General features: G+C 36.3%; 14 protein-coding genes and 1 riboswitch. Of the genes, 5 read left to right on the top strand and 9 right to left on the bottom strand.

The window, feature by feature from the left end:
- The first annotated feature begins 123 nt into the window (after positions 1-123).
- Together BCR23_RS05055 and BCR23_RS05050 are read left to right on the top strand one after the other, a co-directional pair.
- Entirely contained in the window at positions 124-993 is an 870-nt protein-coding gene (locus BCR23_RS05055; protein ID WP_069634394.1) for a Cof-type HAD-IIB family hydrolase, read from the top strand.
- 42 nt (positions 994-1035) lie between these two features.
- Positions 1036-1542, top strand: a complete 507-nt coding sequence (locus BCR23_RS05050; protein ID WP_069634638.1) for an LURP-one-related/scramblase family protein — start codon at positions 1036-1038, stop codon at positions 1540-1542.
- Between the two features lie 28 nt (positions 1543-1570).
- On the opposite strand, the gene BCR23_RS05045 is transcribed toward BCR23_RS05050, so the two are convergent.
- From BCR23_RS05045 to BCR23_RS05035, 3 genes are all read right to left on the bottom strand, one after another.
- Positions 1571-2140: a GNAT family N-acetyltransferase gene (locus BCR23_RS05045; RefSeq protein ID WP_069634393.1), complete on the bottom strand. Its 570-nt coding sequence runs from the start codon at positions 2138-2140 to the stop codon at positions 1571-1573.
- Between the two features lie 200 nt (positions 2141-2340).
- Positions 2341-3501, bottom strand: a complete 1161-nt coding sequence (locus tag BCR23_RS05040) for a 3D domain-containing protein (protein ID WP_083241889.1) — start codon at positions 3499-3501, stop codon at positions 2341-2343.
- Positions 3502-3729: 228 nt separating this feature from the next.
- On the bottom strand, positions 3730-4575 hold the full coding sequence (locus tag BCR23_RS05035; RefSeq protein ID WP_069634391.1) for a putative ABC transporter permease: 846 nt from the start codon (positions 4573-4575) through the stop codon (positions 3730-3732).
- Between the two features lie 195 nt (positions 4576-4770).
- Here BCR23_RS05035 and BCR23_RS05030 point away from each other — a divergent pair, with 195 nt between their 5' ends.
- Together BCR23_RS05030 and BCR23_RS05025 are read left to right on the top strand one after the other, a co-directional pair.
- Positions 4771-6489, top strand: coding sequence for an ABC transporter ATP-binding protein (locus tag BCR23_RS05030; RefSeq protein ID WP_069634390.1), 1719 nt, complete (start codon positions 4771-4773; stop codon positions 6487-6489).
- Between the two features lie 2 nt (positions 6490-6491).
- Entirely contained in the window at positions 6492-8255 is a 1764-nt protein-coding gene (locus BCR23_RS05025) for an ABC transporter ATP-binding protein (protein ID WP_069634389.1), read from the top strand.
- A 55-nt stretch (positions 8256-8310) separates the two neighbouring features.
- Here BCR23_RS05025 and BCR23_RS05020 read toward each other — a convergent pair whose 3' ends face one another.
- Together BCR23_RS05020 and mgsA are read right to left on the bottom strand one after the other, a co-directional pair.
- On the bottom strand, positions 8311-8847 hold the full coding sequence (locus BCR23_RS05020; protein ID WP_083241888.1) for a folate family ECF transporter S component: 537 nt from the start codon (positions 8845-8847) through the stop codon (positions 8311-8313).
- Between the two features lie 295 nt (positions 8848-9142).
- Positions 9143-9231, bottom strand: a riboswitch (THF riboswitch).
- Between the two features lie 73 nt (positions 9232-9304).
- Positions 9305-9727, bottom strand: coding sequence for a methylglyoxal synthase (gene mgsA, locus BCR23_RS05015; protein WP_069634387.1), 423 nt, complete (start codon positions 9725-9727; stop codon positions 9305-9307).
- A gap of 186 nt (positions 9728-9913) precedes the next feature.
- Here mgsA and BCR23_RS05010 point away from each other — a divergent pair, with 186 nt between their 5' ends.
- Complete coding sequence (locus BCR23_RS05010) at positions 9914-11023, top strand: ABC transporter ATP-binding protein (RefSeq protein WP_069634386.1); 1110 nt, start codon at positions 9914-9916, stop codon at positions 11021-11023.
- Between the two features lie 44 nt (positions 11024-11067).
- On the opposite strand, the gene BCR23_RS05005 is transcribed toward BCR23_RS05010, so the two are convergent.
- The 4 genes from BCR23_RS05005 to lpdA all read right to left on the bottom strand — a co-directional run bounded on the left by BCR23_RS05005 (position 11068) and on the right by lpdA (position 16297).
- On the bottom strand, positions 11068-11700 hold the full coding sequence (locus BCR23_RS05005; protein WP_069634385.1) for a hypothetical protein: 633 nt from the start codon (positions 11698-11700) through the stop codon (positions 11068-11070).
- A gap of 165 nt (positions 11701-11865) precedes the next feature.
- Complete coding sequence (locus tag BCR23_RS05000; protein ID WP_069634384.1) at positions 11866-13530, bottom strand: formate--tetrahydrofolate ligase; 1665 nt, start codon at positions 13528-13530, stop codon at positions 11866-11868.
- Between the two features lie 44 nt (positions 13531-13574).
- Positions 13575-14762: a M20 metallopeptidase family protein gene (locus tag BCR23_RS04995; protein ID WP_069634383.1), complete on the bottom strand. Its 1188-nt coding sequence runs from the start codon at positions 14760-14762 to the stop codon at positions 13575-13577.
- Positions 14763-14911: 149 nt separating this feature from the next.
- The gene (gene lpdA, locus BCR23_RS04990; protein ID WP_069634382.1) at positions 14912-16297 is read right to left on the bottom strand and encodes a dihydrolipoyl dehydrogenase; all 1386 of its coding nucleotides are present in this window, start codon (positions 16295-16297) and stop codon (positions 14912-14914) included.
- Positions 16298-16377 lie beyond the last annotated feature (80 nt).

Here is a 16377-nt window from a genome sequence, read left to right as displayed (position 1 = left end):
TTTCTTTTACACTTTTAGCATATCGGATTTTTTCAAAAGTGACAAGAGAATTTTTTCTGCACTGAAATGGAAAAAACATGGTAAACTATAGATAAGTTAAATACACGAGGGGTAGAAAATTTTATGATTAAATTGATCGCTTCAGATATGGATGGTACATTATTAGATTCAAAAATGAGTATCTCAAAGGACAATGCGTCTGCTATTAGAGAAGCTGAACGTCTTGGTGTTGAGTTTATGGTAGCTACAGGACGAGCATATACAGAGGCAAAACCAGCTTTAGAAGAAGCTGGGATTGAATGTGCGATGATTACTTTAAACGGCGCCAAAGTTTTTGACAAAGAAGGTAATTCACTCTTTACCGCTGGAATCGAAAAGACAATAGCAACAGAAATCTTGGACATTTTAGAAACTCACAACATTTATTTTGAAGTTTCCACTAACAAAGGAATTTATTCCGAAAAACAAGAAAAAAGAATTGAGAATTTTGCTTCTCATATTGCAACAACCATGCCTCATTTAACCTATAAAGTAGCTATTGCCATGGCTTCTGCTCATTTAGCCTTATTGGATATTACTTATATAGAAGACATGCGTGCCCTTATTAAACAAGAAGATATTGAAGTCTTAAAAATTATTGGATTTAGCATGGATGGACCAAAAGTGTTAGCTCCTGCAAGTACTCATATTAGACAATTAGCAGACTTAGCCATCACTTCATCTGCTCAAAATAATATTGAAATTAATCATAAGAATGCTCAAAAAGGGATCGCAGTAGCACATGTTGCAAAAAATCGTGGGATCTCAAAAGAAGAAGTTATGACGATCGGTGATAATTTTAATGATGTCAGTATGTTGCAATGGGCGGAAGTTAGTTTCGCTATGGGAAATGCTGAATTAGAAGTCAAAGATCATGCAAAATATGTCACATCTACCAATTTGGAAAATGGTGTAGGTGAAGCTATTTTACGAGCAATCAGAGAAGATTTATAATCCCATGAACGGTTAAACAATACTGAAAAGAGGTGAGATATGGTGTCTGAGTTTTTTATTCAAGAACGTCAATTAAGTAATGTCACCAGAACATTGGTCAATGACGAAGACGGCAAGTCTCTTTTCTTACTTGTTGGTCGTTGGGGTACACGTGGAGATGCGCTTACGCTTTATACAATGAAAGGTGAACTGGTCGCCAGTATCAAACAAACATCTTTTGCATTTGGCTCTCGCTTTGAATTATACAAAGGTTTTGAAAAAGTTGGTGTATTAAGAAAAATTTTAAATTTGAATGCCGATTTTTATTACATTCAACATATGCATTGGACAGTGTTAGGTGATATTAGAAATCATCAGTATTCCATTTATCAAGTCAATCAAAAAATTATGGAAATGAACAAAGTCACTCTTTTTTCAGGCAACTATTTCAGTTTAGATGTAGCAGACGATGAAGATGCGCCTCTATGCATTTGTATCGCTGCAGTGTTAGATTATTGGTTATATAATAAGAAAAAAAATCATAATCATAAGCCTATTATTGGTTGGTAAATTTGTTAAAATAAAAAAATCAGCGAGTCTATTCGCTGATTTTTTTCTGCATGTGATCATATAGATGACCACTGATCATCATTTCGCATACATCTTTAAAGCCTTTTCTGCTATACAATTTTTTCGCATTAGGATTTCCTTTATCTACACTCAATCCAATAACATCTTTACCATCTCTTTTAGCCATTTGTGGCAAAGCATCTAACAATTTAGAACCAATGCCTGATCCACGATACTTTTCAGCAACTGAAATGGAATCTAAGTACCACTCACCTGGTAATGTTTCTGGATCGATAAATATTCTGATTTCTTCATCCAGATTGTATTTACGCAATACCTTTTTTAACGGTTCATCAATTAACTGTTCGTCTTCATCTGGATAGCCAAAAGCAATTCCAGCTACTTCTCCATTCTGTTCATAAACCAACCCTCTTTGATAACCATAACGATAAGCTGGATCTGACACAGCTTCGGCTAAAACCGCCAAAATTGTTTCTTCTGGAATAATTTCTAATAAAGGTAATTCCATGTCTTTTAATATAACTAAAATTAACGGAGCAATAGCCTCTCCGTCTTCTTTTGTTGCAAAACGAATCATTGTTATTCCCCACTTTCTTTATTGAGTGTATCATTTATTGTAACATAACGCATTACATTCACACTTTTTTTATTCTGTTTTAATAATTGAATATTAACTGCCTTATGAACTTAGCAAAATGAAACGTTCAATTTTTGAAAATCATCTCACTTAGAATATTTTACAATAAAAAAAGACACTCAAATGAGTGTCTTCGTTTTTTATTGAATTGTAACTTTAACATTGTTTTTGCGTCCCCAGACCAAACATTGATCAACAGTTGGGAAATGCACGTCAATAATATTACCTTTGATTGCGCCACCAGTATCTCCAGCAACCGCAAATCCATAACCTTCTACTTCAACAAATGATCCTAAAGGAATCACACTTGGGTCAACTGCAATCACATTGCTTTGTGAACGAAGATCAATCCCTGTTGCTGTAATGAATCCAGATCCTGCTTCTCTCCATGAGTAAGCTGTAGATTGCATGTAAAGTACTCGACCATTCGCACCCCCATTGCCTCCACCAGTACCTGGTACTTCTTCTGGTTGTGACGGTGGTGTAACGACTGGCTGATCTTCGCTGCTTGAACTTGAACTGCTACTTGAATCACTACTTGATGATGAACTGCTGCTTGAGTTAGACTCAATAGAAGCATCGGCTTTTCTTCGTGCCTCTTCTGCCGCTTGTTGTTTTCTAGCTTCAGCTACTTTCTTCTCATCTGTGATACGCTTTTCTTCTGTTTGTTTTTTGCTAGCGATTTGTTGTAATGCAGCTTGATTATCAGATAATTGCTGTTTTAAGGTTACAACTTGTTCATCCATTGCTGATGCTTCGTCCTGTAGTTTTGCTTCGTTGGTTTGTAATTCTTCTTGTTTGCTTTTTACAGTTTCTTGAAGTTCAGACAATTTTTCTTTATCTTTAGATAGTCTATCAATTTTTTCTTTTTCCGCATTTTGTAGAATAGTCATCGCATACGCTTTATTAAAGAAATCTGATACACTTTGAGCATCTAATAATACTTGCCATGTACGCTGTTCCCCACTTAGCTGGATATCTTTCATACGATTTCCAACGACTTCTTTACGGCGCGCAATACTTTGCTCTGTCACTGTGATTTCCGCTTCAGAGTTCTTGATTGTTTCTTCAGCTTTTGAAATATCTACTTTGAGTTTTTCAATTTCAGCGTATTTTTCATTAACATCATTCAAAGCTGTATTGATATCTTTGCTAAGTGATTCTTCTGTTTGTGCGGCTTGTGTTTCTTTTTCCTTCAGCTCATCTAATGACTCTGCTGCGGCACCGACTGGAAGAGCAACATTTAGTAGCATGATAGCAGCTAAAAATGGTATCAATTTTTTTACTTTCACTGAATCCAACACCTTTCCTAACTAAATCCAACTCTACCTATTATACTAATCTATAGGGGTTATATTATTTCAATATCGTTACATTTTATTACATTTTAGAGAAAACACCCCTTTTTTTGTAACATTACTAGGTTAAAACACTCTCCTTTTATTTCTATACATGTCAATAATTCCCCTATATATAAGTATTTATCTACATTCTAGGATACAAAAATAGGCGACTATAATTCTTAAACATTATTTAACATTTTTTTGATTTTTATTGATGATTTCTTGTACTTCCGAAGAATTTTTCACATTTTTCAGCTTCAAATTAGGATAATTTCGTACCCAACGCTTTTGATTGAAGCTCATATGAGTTAATAATTTTTTGATCGTTGGGGTGTCTTTAAGTTCTTCTAACCAAGAAAGTTCTTCAGCTATTCCTACTTGTTTTCGTTCATTGATTCCTTCAGACACAGACTCTTTTAACTCCGAAAGATTTGCTGATAGTTCATCACGTTTTTCATTTAATAAAGTAGATACCTTTTGTTTACGTTCTTCCACTGCTACGCCAATTTGTGCTGTTACTTTATTGAATGACTGCATGTTGACTAACGTATAGATTAAATCACTAACAATGATCACTAATAAAATGATTGGTAGCACCATTCCAAACTTCTCTGATAAAAAATTTTCAAAGAGCAGCATTTTGGGATGAATCACACGTACAATCAATACACAGCCGATCCCCCAAAATAAAGACACTGGTAAAGCGACACGACCATTAATATTCCAGGGAACATCCTTGTAATCCCACCAAGAAGCATGAAAGAATTTTTCCAACCCATAGCTAGTAATGTACTCCAAAATAGTGACCAGAATTGTAGCTAACAGATATAAGACAATAATATTTTGTCTAAGTGGTTCTAAAAAATATAAAACACCTAGAATCCCAAATCCATAAATCGGACAATACGGTCCAATCAAGAAACCTCTGTATACAAATTTACTAGCTTTCACTGAACAATAAACAGTCTCCCAAAGCCAACCGATAAATGAGTACATGAAAAATAATAAAACAACTTTGATGAATTCATCCATCTTTTTTTCTCCTTTAAAATTGCATTTACTAAGTATTGTAGCAATAACCATGCTTTTGTGCGAGCAACTTTATTCTCAAGATAGATTGATATACAATAGAAGAGAAAACTTAGCCAGTACAATATACTATTTATCTCCACCCGCTAGTCATAGCTGAACAATCTCGTTCAGTTTTTATAATCCAAGGAGGACACTATGATCGATTTACTTAAATATGCGAAAAATTATCGCAAACAAATTATTCTGGGACCTTTTTTTAAATTTTTGGAAGCTTGTTTTGAATTGGTTTTGCCATTGTTTATGGCTCGATTAGTCGATCAGGGAATTCGAAATAATGATCCCGCTTATGTTTTACAGATGGCTGGTTGGATGTTCTTGATGTCTGTCATCGGATTGATATGCGTCTTGATTTGTCAGTACTATTCATCAATTGCGTCGCAAGGCTTTGGAACAGAGTTAAGAAATCAATTGATGAAAAAAATTAATCAACTGTCTCACGCCGAATTAAACAGTTTTGGAACGGATACATTGATTACACGTATGACTAATGATATCAATCAATTACAGCTAGCTTTGGCAATGTTGATCCGTCTTGTAATTCGTGCGCCATTTTTAAGTATTGGTTCAGTTATTATGGCTTTCTATATCAATGTACAAATGGGACTAATTTTTCTGCTTATGCTGCCAATTTTTTGTCTTATTCTTTACTTCATTATAAAAACTACCGTACCATTGTATAAAAAAGTTCAAGAAAAATTAGATTTATTAAACCGGCAAATCGCTCAAAATCTAAGCGGTGTTCGAGTTATTCGAGCGTTTGCTAGAAAACAAACAGAAGAAAAACATGTCAATGAAGTGACAGACGATCTTTCTACCATCTATATCAGAGTCTCAAATATTTCAGCTTTATTGACTCCCGCCACAACATTAGTAATGAATCTTGGGATTTTAGCACTCCTTTATCTTGGTGGAATTAAAGTAGAAATTGGTGGATTACAGCAAGGTGAAGTTTTAGCTTTAATCAATTATATGAATCAAATGCTGCTAGCTCTGATTGTTGTTTCAAATTTAGTGATTATTTTTACTCGCGCTTCTGCCTCAGCTTCTAGAGTCAGTGAAGTATTATCGGTTGTTCCTAATATTCAATCAGATGGGATAGAAACGTCTTATGATGGTCACACAAAAGAAATCGTGTTCGACCATGTCTCATTTCGTTATCAGCCAACAGCTGGACTAGCGTTAACTGATATTTCTTTAAAGATACCGAAAAACTCTGTACTTGGTATTACTGGTCCCACTGGCGGTGGAAAAAGCACGCTAACTCAATTGATTCCTCGATTCTATGATACAAGCGAAGGGAATGTCTTCGTTGATGGGATCAACGTTCGAGACTGGTCTATAGATAAGCTACGCAAAAAAATTGCAATAGCACCTCAAACGGCTGTTTTATTTACCGGAACGATTCGAGAAAACCTCCAATGGGGAAAAGAAAACGCAACGGATGAAGAATGTTGGAAAGCACTGGAAACTGCTCAATGTAAAGAGTTCGTTGAAAATCTAAGCGATGGTCTAGATACACAAGTTTACGAAGGTGGAAAAAATTTTTCCGGCGGTCAAAAACAACGATTAACTATTGCTCGTGCTTTAATTCATAGACCAGATGTGTTGATTTTAGACGACTCATTAAGTGCACTAGATTATCAAACAGATTTAAACTTACGAACAGCGTTACACCGTGACTTAAAAGAAACTACATTAATTTTGATTTCTCAACGAATCAGCTCGATTCAACAAGCGGACCAAATTTTAGTTTTGTCTAGCGGAAAACAAGTTGGTTTAGGCACTCACGAAGAATTATTACGACACTCAATTGCTTATCAAGAAATCGTTGCTTCACAAGAGGAGGAAAATTGATTATGGAGACGAAAAAAACAGTAAGTAACTCACTTAATCGCTTCATGCCTTATCTACTCCGCTATCCAAAAGAAATGATTGCAGCAATTATTCTTGGTATTGTTAGTGGTCTAACAACGGTTTTGATGACTTACTATATGGGTAAATCGGTGGACACAATGATCGCTAAAGGCAATGTTGATTTTACGATTCTTTTACAATTACTTAGCACCTTAGCTAGTATTTTAGTCATCACCGTTATGAGTCAATGGCTCATTCAGCGTTTAGGAAATCGTGTTTCTTACCTTTCTGTTGCCCAATTGCGAAAAGATGCTTTTGCTCATTTAAATCAGTTGCCATTAAATTATTACGACCAAAACTCTCATGGCAATATCGTCAGCCGCTTCACAAACGATATGGACAATATTTCAGTTGCGTGTTCGGCCGTTTTTAATCAGTTATTTTCAGGACTATCAGTTGTGATTATTGCTTTCTTCTTTATGTTAAAACTGAGTCCTTTACTAACAGCCGTTGTTTTGATTGCTACACCAATCATTTTTCTGGTCAATTGGTTAGTGGCAAAATCCTCCCAGAAAAATTTTGCCGCACAACAAAAAATTGTAGGAGAAATTTCCGGCTTTGTTTCTGAAATGGTAGGAAATCAAAAAATCGTCAAAGCATTCCAACAAGAACATGTTTCTCAACAACGTTTTGAAACATTGAATCAACACTTGTATGTTAAAGGACAAAAAGCTCAGTTTTCATCTTCTTTAACCAATCCTCTTTCTCGTTTTATTGATCATTTGAGCTATTTATCTATTGGTCTTGCTGGTGGATTGTTATTGTTAAATGGGAATCAAGCAATCACGATTGGTGTAATTTCAAGTTTCACCATATACTCCAGCCAGTTTTCTAAACCATTTATTGAATTATCTGGAATCACAACCCAAATTCAAACAGCTTTAGCAGGGTTGGATCGTACTTTTGAAATCATCAATCAGCCCGAAGAAAAACCAGACGGTAAGCATGCGTTTGTTTTAGGTGATGTAACTGGGGAAGTTATTTTCGATCATGTTGATTTTTCGTATACACCTTCAAAACCATTGATCCAAGATTTTAATTTGACGGCATCACCTGGCGAAACCATCGCAATTGTTGGAAAAACAGGCGCTGGTAAGTCAACTTTAGTTAATTTGTTAATGCGTTTTTATGAAGTGGATAGTGGACAAATCTCAATTGATGGTCATAAAATCACTCAAGTTACAAGAGACAGCTTACGAAAAAGTTTTGGGATGGTTTTACAAGATACTTGGTTGTTTGATAGCACGATTCGTGATAATTTGACTTATGGAAATTCAGAAGCGACAGAAGAAGAAATCGAAAAAGCAATGAAAAAAGCGTATATTTTTGATTTTGTCACACGTTTACCTAAAGGCTTAGATACTTTGATTGGTGCCAGTGGAATCAAGATTTCTGAAGGGCAAAGACAACTAATGACCATTGCTAGAACAATGATTAGTGATCCGCCTATGCTAATCCTAGATGAAGCCACTAGTTCAGTTGATACGTTGACTGAAAAAAACATTCAGGATGCCTTCTTGCAAATGATGAATGGGCGGACAAGTTTTGTGATTGCTCATCGCCTTTCCACAATTAAAAATGCAGATAAAATTTTAGTGATGGAACAAGGGGCTATTGTAGAAATCGGTAGTCATGATGAGTTAATCGATAAAAAAGATGGTTACTATCACGCATTGTATGAAGCACAATTTAAAAATCAATTGTGATCTGAATAAAAAACCTCAAACTTCCTTGGGATGTAGGATAGTTTGAGGTTCTTTTTTATTTAAAATTTTCTAGTGATTTATTTAAAAATTGCTTATAAGGAACTTTATTTCCTAAGTAATAAGTTGCTATTACTTGGATTGGGAAAAAGATAATGTTCTTGATGATTCTAGGTGCCCACCAGGCAAGATTTGATATATTTACTCCATACATCAATCCAAGCCATAATGGCGTTAAGAACATATGAATAATTAAAGTGACCGATAAAGTAGCCAAAATTACTCGCTTCCAAGTTAAGTCCTTTTTATAATAGAAAAATCCATATATTGCTCCTGAAATAAAAGCATTTAAGGTAAAACCAGGAAAATATGGTCCCTTAGGAAATAGCAACATGCCGACTGTATCAGCTACCGCACTGCCAATCCCCGTCCAGAATGGGCCAAAAAGAATCGCCATTAATGATTCTGGAATAAAGGTAAAACTAATTCGTAAAAATTGGGTTTCAAACGAAATAAATCGCGTAAAAACCACCATCAACGCAATCAATAAACTCATCAGCGTAATGGTTCGTGTATCAAGTCTCTTTTTCTTCATTTCTAGCATCTCCTCTAAGAGTTGCTACACAAAATATGCAGCGAATGCGAAAACAAAACCGCGGATACAAGAAAAGCGGAATGAAGCGATTAGCCTTTTAGAAAATTAGGAATCTGAATGTGGAACGTTTTTTGTTCCATGTGAAGATTGTCTATTTTCCTCAAAGACTGCTTCATGCAGCTAGATCACAGAAAAGCGGAATGAAGTGATTAGCCTTTTAGAAAATTAGGAATCTGAATGTGGAACGTTTTTCGTTCCATGTGAAGATTATCTATTTTCCTCAAAGGCTGCTTCATGCAGCTGAATCAATGTTCTTATATATCCTTCGTCCGAAAGGCAACATCCCATCCCTTCGGCACTTAACGCTTTATTTCCTACTCTGTTTTATTTAGGCCTAAGCCTATGTGCAATATAGCATATTCCCTTCATTGCTGCAACAAAGTTTGTCGAAAAATGTTTAGAAAGACAAGGGTTTATTATCTAATTCATGAACTACATTTCTAAAATCAGCAAACCCTGCTTGCAAACCTCTTAATAAAATTTCGGCTGTACCAATATTAGTTGCTAAAGGAATTTCATAAACATCACTCAAACGAATCAGCGCTGTAACATCAGGTTCATGAGGTTGTGCAGCTAATGGATCTCGTAAAAAAATCACCATATCAAGTTTATCTTCAGAGATCATTGCGCCTATTTGCTGATCACCGCCTAGAGGTCCAGATTTAAATCGATGAACTGATAGTCCTGTGGCTTCTGAAATTTTTAAACCAGTTGTTCCTGTAGCAAATAGTTCATGTTCCTTTAAAATAGGTTGATACGCTGAAGCTAGTTTGACCATCAATTCTTTTTTTCGGTCATGGGCAATCATTGCAATTTTCATCATCTATCCCTCAATTCCATTCTTTTTCTCATTATAACAAAGTCCTTCACTAAAAAGTAACATGCAAGATTCAATGTTTGTCACTTTGACGAAAAAATGATTTCTTTCTTGTGCAACCTTCCGTTGAAGTTGTAGAGCGCTTTCATTTATACTTAGGATACAATAAAAAAGAAAAGAGTGACGACGATGGTAGAAATGGCGTTAAAAAATATCTATAAAAAATATGATAATGCAGAAAACTATTCTGTGACAGATTTCAACTTAGAAATTGCAGATCGCGAGTTTATTGTCTTTGTAGGACCATCTGGCTGTGGTAAGTCAACAACATTGCGGATGATCGCAGGTTTAGAAGATATCACAGATGGAGAATTATCTATTGGTGATAAAATAATGAATGACGTTGCGCCAAAAGATCGTGACATCGCAATGGTTTTCCAAAACTATGCTCTTTATCCTCACATGACTGTTTTTGATAATATGGCTTTTGGCTTAAAGCTTCGTAAATATGACAAAGCGGAAATCAAACAACGAGTAGAGAATGCTGCTGAAATTTTAGGCCTAACTGAATACTTAAAACGCAAACCTGCTGCTTTGTCTGGTGGTCAACGCCAGCGTGTTGCCTTGGGACGAGCGATTGTTCGTGATGCAAAAGTATTCTTGATGGATGAACCTCTATCCAATTTAGATGCAAAATTACGGGTAGCCATGCGTGCTGAAATTGCTAAGTTACATCGTCGTTTAGAAACTACTACTATTTATGTCACTCATGATCAAACAGAAGCAATGACGATGGCGGATCGAATCGTCATCATGAAAGACGGTTTTATTCAACAGATTGGTTCTCCAAAAGAAGTCTACAATACGCCGAATAATGTCTTTGTTGCAGGATTTATCGGCTCACCTGCTATGAACTTCTTCAATGTAACATTAAACAACGGTATGATCCGTGACGGTCACGGCTTAGAATTAATGATTCCAGAAGGAAAAAACAAGTTATTGGTTGAAAAAGGTTATGAAGGAAAGTCAGTTATTTTTGGGATTAGACCTGAGGACATTCACAGTGAACAAGTTGCTCTAGATACCATGAATGATGCTGTTGTTCGTTCTGAAGTTGTTGTTTCTGAACTTTTAGGTGCTGAAACAATGCTTTATACAAAATTAGGCGACACTGAATTCATTTCAAAAGTGGATGCCCGTGATTTCCATAAGCCCGAAGAAATGGTTGATTTAGCTTTTAATATCAGTAAAGCTCATTTCTTTGATCCTGAAACAGAACAAGTTATTAAATTACCTTGATCAGTAAAAAGCTGAGCAGCGCGATTTACACGCTGCTCAGCTTTTTAAATAATCGGTTCGCTTTCTTTTGGAAGAATGTCTACTTTTACTTTCTCCATTTTCTTAGCCTGACTAAATACTGGAATATCGAACTGTTTACTTAATGCATGAGCAACAAAATAAGCAATATTATAATCAACTAAACTATGAATGAGTCCTCCAATTCCCATCAACAAAAAGATCGAGTACATATATCCCTGTGAATAATAGGTTTCCGGCATATTTCCCATCGTATAAAAAACACTTACCACAGCTAATTCTGCTACAGAATGTATAAGACCAATCACTAAATTAAATAATTGAAAACGACCATTAAACAAAATAAACTTATTTTTAGATAAAACAATCGTCGGATGTTTCTGTAAATAAAAGGCACCTATTACTGCAAACAATAAATGAGAAAGTGCTCTTAAGGCAATGATCGGTGTTGCTGAAAGAAAAAAACCAAACCCTGTACCTAAACTAACGGCCACAGCTACTCCTGGTGAAAAAAACATTGCTAGAAAAAGTGGTACGTGACTGGCTAGAGTAAACGAAGCTGGTCCTATCGTAACTCTCGGCATAACCATAGGAATAATGATACCCATTGCTACCAATAAGGCCGCAATTGTTAAATGTCTAACTGAATTCTTTTTCATATTCTCCTCCGATGTGTCTTGACATATCTGACGTTGTTTATTTTACGAGAAAAGAACCAATGTGTCAAGACACATAGAAGTTATTCTTTATTTAAGTTTTTCCATAGTAAAACCCTTCAAATGATTTGCTTCATGCAATCGTTTGAAAGGTTTAGTTATTTTGATTTAGAATAGCCCGACAATTTTCCCATCAGAATCTACATCAATTTTTTCATATGCTGCTTTTTTCGGTAAACCTGGCATTGTCATTACTGTCCCTGTGTACACAACAATAAATCCTGCCCCAGCCGATATTTTGACATTACTAATAGCTATCGTAAAGTCTGTTGGTCTACCTAATTTTGTCTGGTCATCTGAAAATGAATATTGTGTTTTCGCCACACATATAGGTAATTTGCCAAAGCCTAGTTTTTCCAACTTAGCGATTTCTCTATCTGCAATCGGCTCATAACGAACGTCATTTCCTCCGTAGACTTTCTCTACAACCGCGCTGATTTTTTCTTTAATGGAGTATTCGTCTGGATAAGCAAATGAGAAATGGTTTTCCTCTTCTGCTAAACGAACAACTTCTTTTGCTAATTCTTCACCACCAGCACCACCATGTTCCCAAACATCAGAAAGAACGACATTAACATTACGTTTTTGGCATTCGGCTTTCACTAGTTCAAGTTCAGCATCTGTATCCGTTGGGAATTTATTAATGGCAACAACTGTGGGCAACCCAAAAACAGTCGTTGTATTTTCAATATGTTTTAATAAGTTAGGCAAGCCTTTGGTTAACGCTGATATATTTTCAATACCAAGTTGATCTTTCGCCACACCGCCATGCATCTTCAATGCTCGGACAGTTGCCACAACCACCACAGCAGAAGGACGAATACCTGATTTCCGACACTTAATATCGATGAATTTCTCCGCACCTAGATCCGCACCAAAACCGCCTTCCGTCACTACATAGTCTGCTAATTTTCTAGCTGTATTTGTTGCGATAACGCTGTTACACCCATGAGCAATATTTGCGAATGGTCCCCCATGAATCAGCGCTGGATTATTTTCTAAGGTTTGAACTAAATTAGGTTTGATTGCTTCTTTTAATAAAGCCGTCATCGCACCTTGCGCATTCAATTCTCTCGCTGTTACAGGCTCGTTTTCATAGGTATAGCCAATAATGATATTTCCTAAATTCTTTTTTAAGTCCTCAATATTATTAGATAAACATAAAACCGCCATGATTTCTGATGCAACAGTAATTTCAAATCCATCTTCTCTAGGCACACCGTTGACACGCGCACCTAAGCCATCAACAATATGTCTTAACTGACGATCATTCATATCCACTGCTCGCTTCCAAGTAATCCGACGATTATCAATACCTAATTCATTTCCTTGGAAAATATGATTGTCAATAATCGCAGCCAACAAGTTATTCGCTGCACCAATTGCATGGAAATCACCTGTAAAATGTAGATTAATATCTTCCATAGGAACTACTTGCGCATATCCACCACCAGCGGCGCCGCCTTTTATACCAAAAACTGGCCCTAAAGAAGGTTCTCTTAAAGCAATAATGGCATCTTTACCCATTCGATTTAGTGCATCCCCTAAACCAACGACTGTTGTTGTTTTTCCTTCTCCAGCAGGTGTTGGTGTAATTGCAGTAACTAGAATAACTTTGCCTTCTTTATTGTCTTTGATTTTGTCGACTTCGATTTTCCCTTTATATTTTCCATATAATTCAAATTGCTCCTCAGTCAAACCAAGTTTTTCTGCTATTTTTATGATGGGCAACATCGTTGCTTCTTGGGCGATTTCAATATCTGTTTTAACCATTTTTTCCCCTCCATTTCGTGTAAAATTTTATTTAAACATGGATTTTAGTCCTTTTTCAACCACGACATTGCTGTATCTGCGTAAACTTTTGCTCCTTCAACTAAGACTGACTCATCGAAAACAATTGCTGGATTATGAAGATTGATATTTTCTTCGGAAGCAACTAAAAGAACAGTTGTTGTTGGAATCAGCTGACTGATTTCTCCAAAATCTTCACTGCCCATCAATGGTGTTGAGGTAGGGATACTCACAATACGATCAGCTCCAAATGTTTCTGTCAACGACTCTTTGGCAAATGTCGTTAGCTCAGGATCATTTAAGTTAGTGGTACAGCCATTTGTAAAGACGACTTGAGCTTCTGCTCTGAAAGCTTTTGCGATGTTTTCAGCCATTTCTATCATCCGTTTTTTCACTTGCACACGCACTTCTTCTTTCAAAGTACGCAAGGTACCCTTCATCACGGTCGTTTCAGGAATAATATTTGAGGCACCAGGTGTCCCTCCTGTAAATTCTCCAATCGTTAGTACAAAACGTTCTTCTGAACCAATTTCTCTTGCGGAAAGCTCTTGTAAAGCGGTATAGATATGAACAGCAACATTTATTGGATCAATCGCTGTTTCTGGTTGAGAACCATGTCCGCCTCGACCTTTAATGTTGATTTCAAACCAATCGGCGCTAGCCATAAAAGTGCCTTCTGGTGTCGGCATAATTTGTCCTGACTTGAAACCTTTGAATGGGAAAACATGGATCATCATTCCTGCATCTACTTTGGGATTTTCCAATACATGATCGTTGATGCAGTCTTTTGATCCCGAAAGAATTTCTTCACCTGGTTGAAAGAGTAATTTTACTTGTCCTTCTAACTCATCTTCATATTCTTTTAGAATTTTAGCAGCACCTAATAACATGGTTGTATGCATATCATGACCGCATGCATGCATATAACCATTTTCAGATTTAAATGATAAGTCGGTTAATTCTTGAATCGGCAAAGCATCCATATCTCCTCTTAATAAAAAGGTTTTTCCGCTTTTCTTTCCAGCAAGTACGGTGATTCCTGATTCACCGCATGACTGAGGCTCATAGCCGTATTCTGTTAATTTCTCTTTTACAAAAGAAACAGTATTTGGTAAGTTCATCCCAATTTCTGGATTTTGATGTAGGTGTCTTCTAATTTGAATCAGTTCTTCTTCCAAACGTTCAGCAAATATTTTTTGTTTTTCTGTTAGCATTTATTTTTTCTCCTTCTCTTTTATCTTTGACTCATTTGTCTCAATCAATTGTGAGCTGTTCTCCCCACAAACCAACAACACAACGAAAGCTAACGAATCAGAAGTTTCACTATTATAGTACCAAACATCTCACACTACTTTCCATCTTTCTATCGTTTTTTAGGCATTGTATGGATGCCATGACCTAAAAGATTTTCATAGGCTTCCCCCACACCTTCATTGTACGTTGGGTGAGGATGAACAATTGCTGCTACTTCACTTATGGATAAACCGTTAACGATTGCCGTTGTAAATTCACTGATCATATCTGTTGCTCGCTCACACATTAATTGGGCACCGATGATTTTTTCGCTTTCAGCGTCCGCAACTACTTTAATGAATCCTAACGAATTACCAGAAATCATTGTTTTTCCATTACCAGACATCATATATTTACCGACTTTTGTTTGAATACCTTTTTCTTTTGCTTCTACTTCCGTCAAACCAACAGAAGCAATTTCTGGTGTCGTATAAACACACGATGGAATTATAGCTAAATTATATTCTGGTGGTTGTTGGTTCATTGCCAAAACAGCATTTACTCCTTGAGCCGAAGCTAAATGAGCTAATTGAACACCCAGACTAGCTACATCCCCTATAGCATAAATGCCTTTAATTGATGTTTCGAAGGTTTCATTCACCCAGATGCTTTGTTTCTCCATTTTTATCTCTAGATCTGCAGCAAACAATCCTTCAATACTTGGTTTTCGTCCGGTTGCAATCAAAACTGCTTCACTTGTCACAGTATCTTCTTTTCCTTTAGCCGTAAAACTACATGTCAACTGCTGATCATTGGAGATACTGGTAACAACTGCCTTTGTAAACACCTTAATTCCTTGTTTTTTTAAGACCATCGCTATCTTTTTTGAAATCTCACTATCAAAATTTGGCAACAAGTTATCTGCTGTTTCAATAATCGTAACCTCACAACCAAAATCATTAAAAATCGTCGCAAACTCTACACCGATTACACCACCACCGATAATCGTCAGTTTTTTATAGTTATTGGGATGCGCCAATAATTCGTTGCTTGTCACCACACCTGATAATTCACTACCAGGAATTGGTGGAATCATCGGCTTTGAACCTGTCGCAATTAATATTTTTTCTGTTTCATACGTTGTATCAGCTATTTTGACTAAACCAGCGTTGATAATTTTAGCTTCACCAAAAATCAGCTGAATGTTGTTTGCCTTAACTAAGTTTTCGATTCCTTGAACTAGTTTATCAACTACTTCGTTTTTCTTTGCATATGTTTCTTCTATATTTATTTGAAGATTACTGATATGGATACCGTGTTCTCCAGCATCCTTTATGTTACGGATACTTTCAGCTGAGTGCAATAAAGTCTTCGTTGGGATACACCCTCGATTTAAACACGTTCCACCAACACGGTCACTTTCAACTAGCGCTACTTTCATCCCTAATTGAGCAGCTTTGATTGCTGCCACATATCCACCGGGACCCGCACCGATTACGATTAAATCATAGCTCACATTTTCATCTCCTTTATATAAAGTCAAATGACCTCACTAAAAATAAAAGAACATGACTGAGGTGTTCTTTGCCTCAGTCA

The organism is Enterococcus quebecensis, from assembly GCF_001730365.1.
Classification (GTDB): Bacteria; Bacillota; Bacilli; order Lactobacillales; family Enterococcaceae; genus Enterococcus_L; species Enterococcus_L quebecensis.
Note: the sequence above shows the minus strand (reverse complement) of the source record. Positions and strands in the feature narration are given on the sequence as shown.

Coding starts and splice junctions, on each gene's coding strand:
- BCR23_RS05055 (WP_069634394.1), top strand. CDS start 124: ATGATTAAATTGATCGCTTCAGATATGGATGGTACATTATTAGATTCA.
- BCR23_RS05045 (WP_069634393.1), bottom strand. CDS start 2,140: ATGATTCGTTTTGCAACAAAAGAAGACGGAGAGGCTATTGCTCCGTTA.
- BCR23_RS05035 (WP_069634391.1), bottom strand. CDS start 4,575: ATGGATGAATTCATCAAAGTTGTTTTATTATTTTTCATGTACTCATTT.
- BCR23_RS05030 (WP_069634390.1), top strand. CDS start 4,771: ATGATCGATTTACTTAAATATGCGAAAAATTATCGCAAACAAATTATT.
- BCR23_RS05025 (WP_069634389.1), top strand. CDS start 6,492: ATGGAGACGAAAAAAACAGTAAGTAACTCACTTAATCGCTTCATGCCT.
- BCR23_RS05020 (WP_083241888.1), bottom strand. CDS start 8,847: ATGAAGAAAAAGAGACTTGATACACGAACCATTACGCTGATGAGTTTA.
- mgsA (WP_069634387.1), bottom strand. CDS start 9,727: ATGAAAATTGCAATGATTGCCCATGACCGAAAAAAAGAATTGATGGTC.
- BCR23_RS05010 (WP_069634386.1), top strand. CDS start 9,914: ATGGTAGAAATGGCGTTAAAAAATATCTATAAAAAATATGATAATGCA.
- BCR23_RS05005 (WP_069634385.1), bottom strand. CDS start 11,700: ATGAAAAAGAATTCAGTTAGACATTTAACAATTGCGGCCTTATTGGTA.
- BCR23_RS05000 (WP_069634384.1), bottom strand. CDS start 13,530: ATGGTTAAAACAGATATTGAAATCGCCCAAGAAGCAACGATGTTGCCC.
- BCR23_RS04995 (WP_069634383.1), bottom strand. CDS start 14,762: ATGCTAACAGAAAAACAAAAAATATTTGCTGAACGTTTGGAAGAAGAA.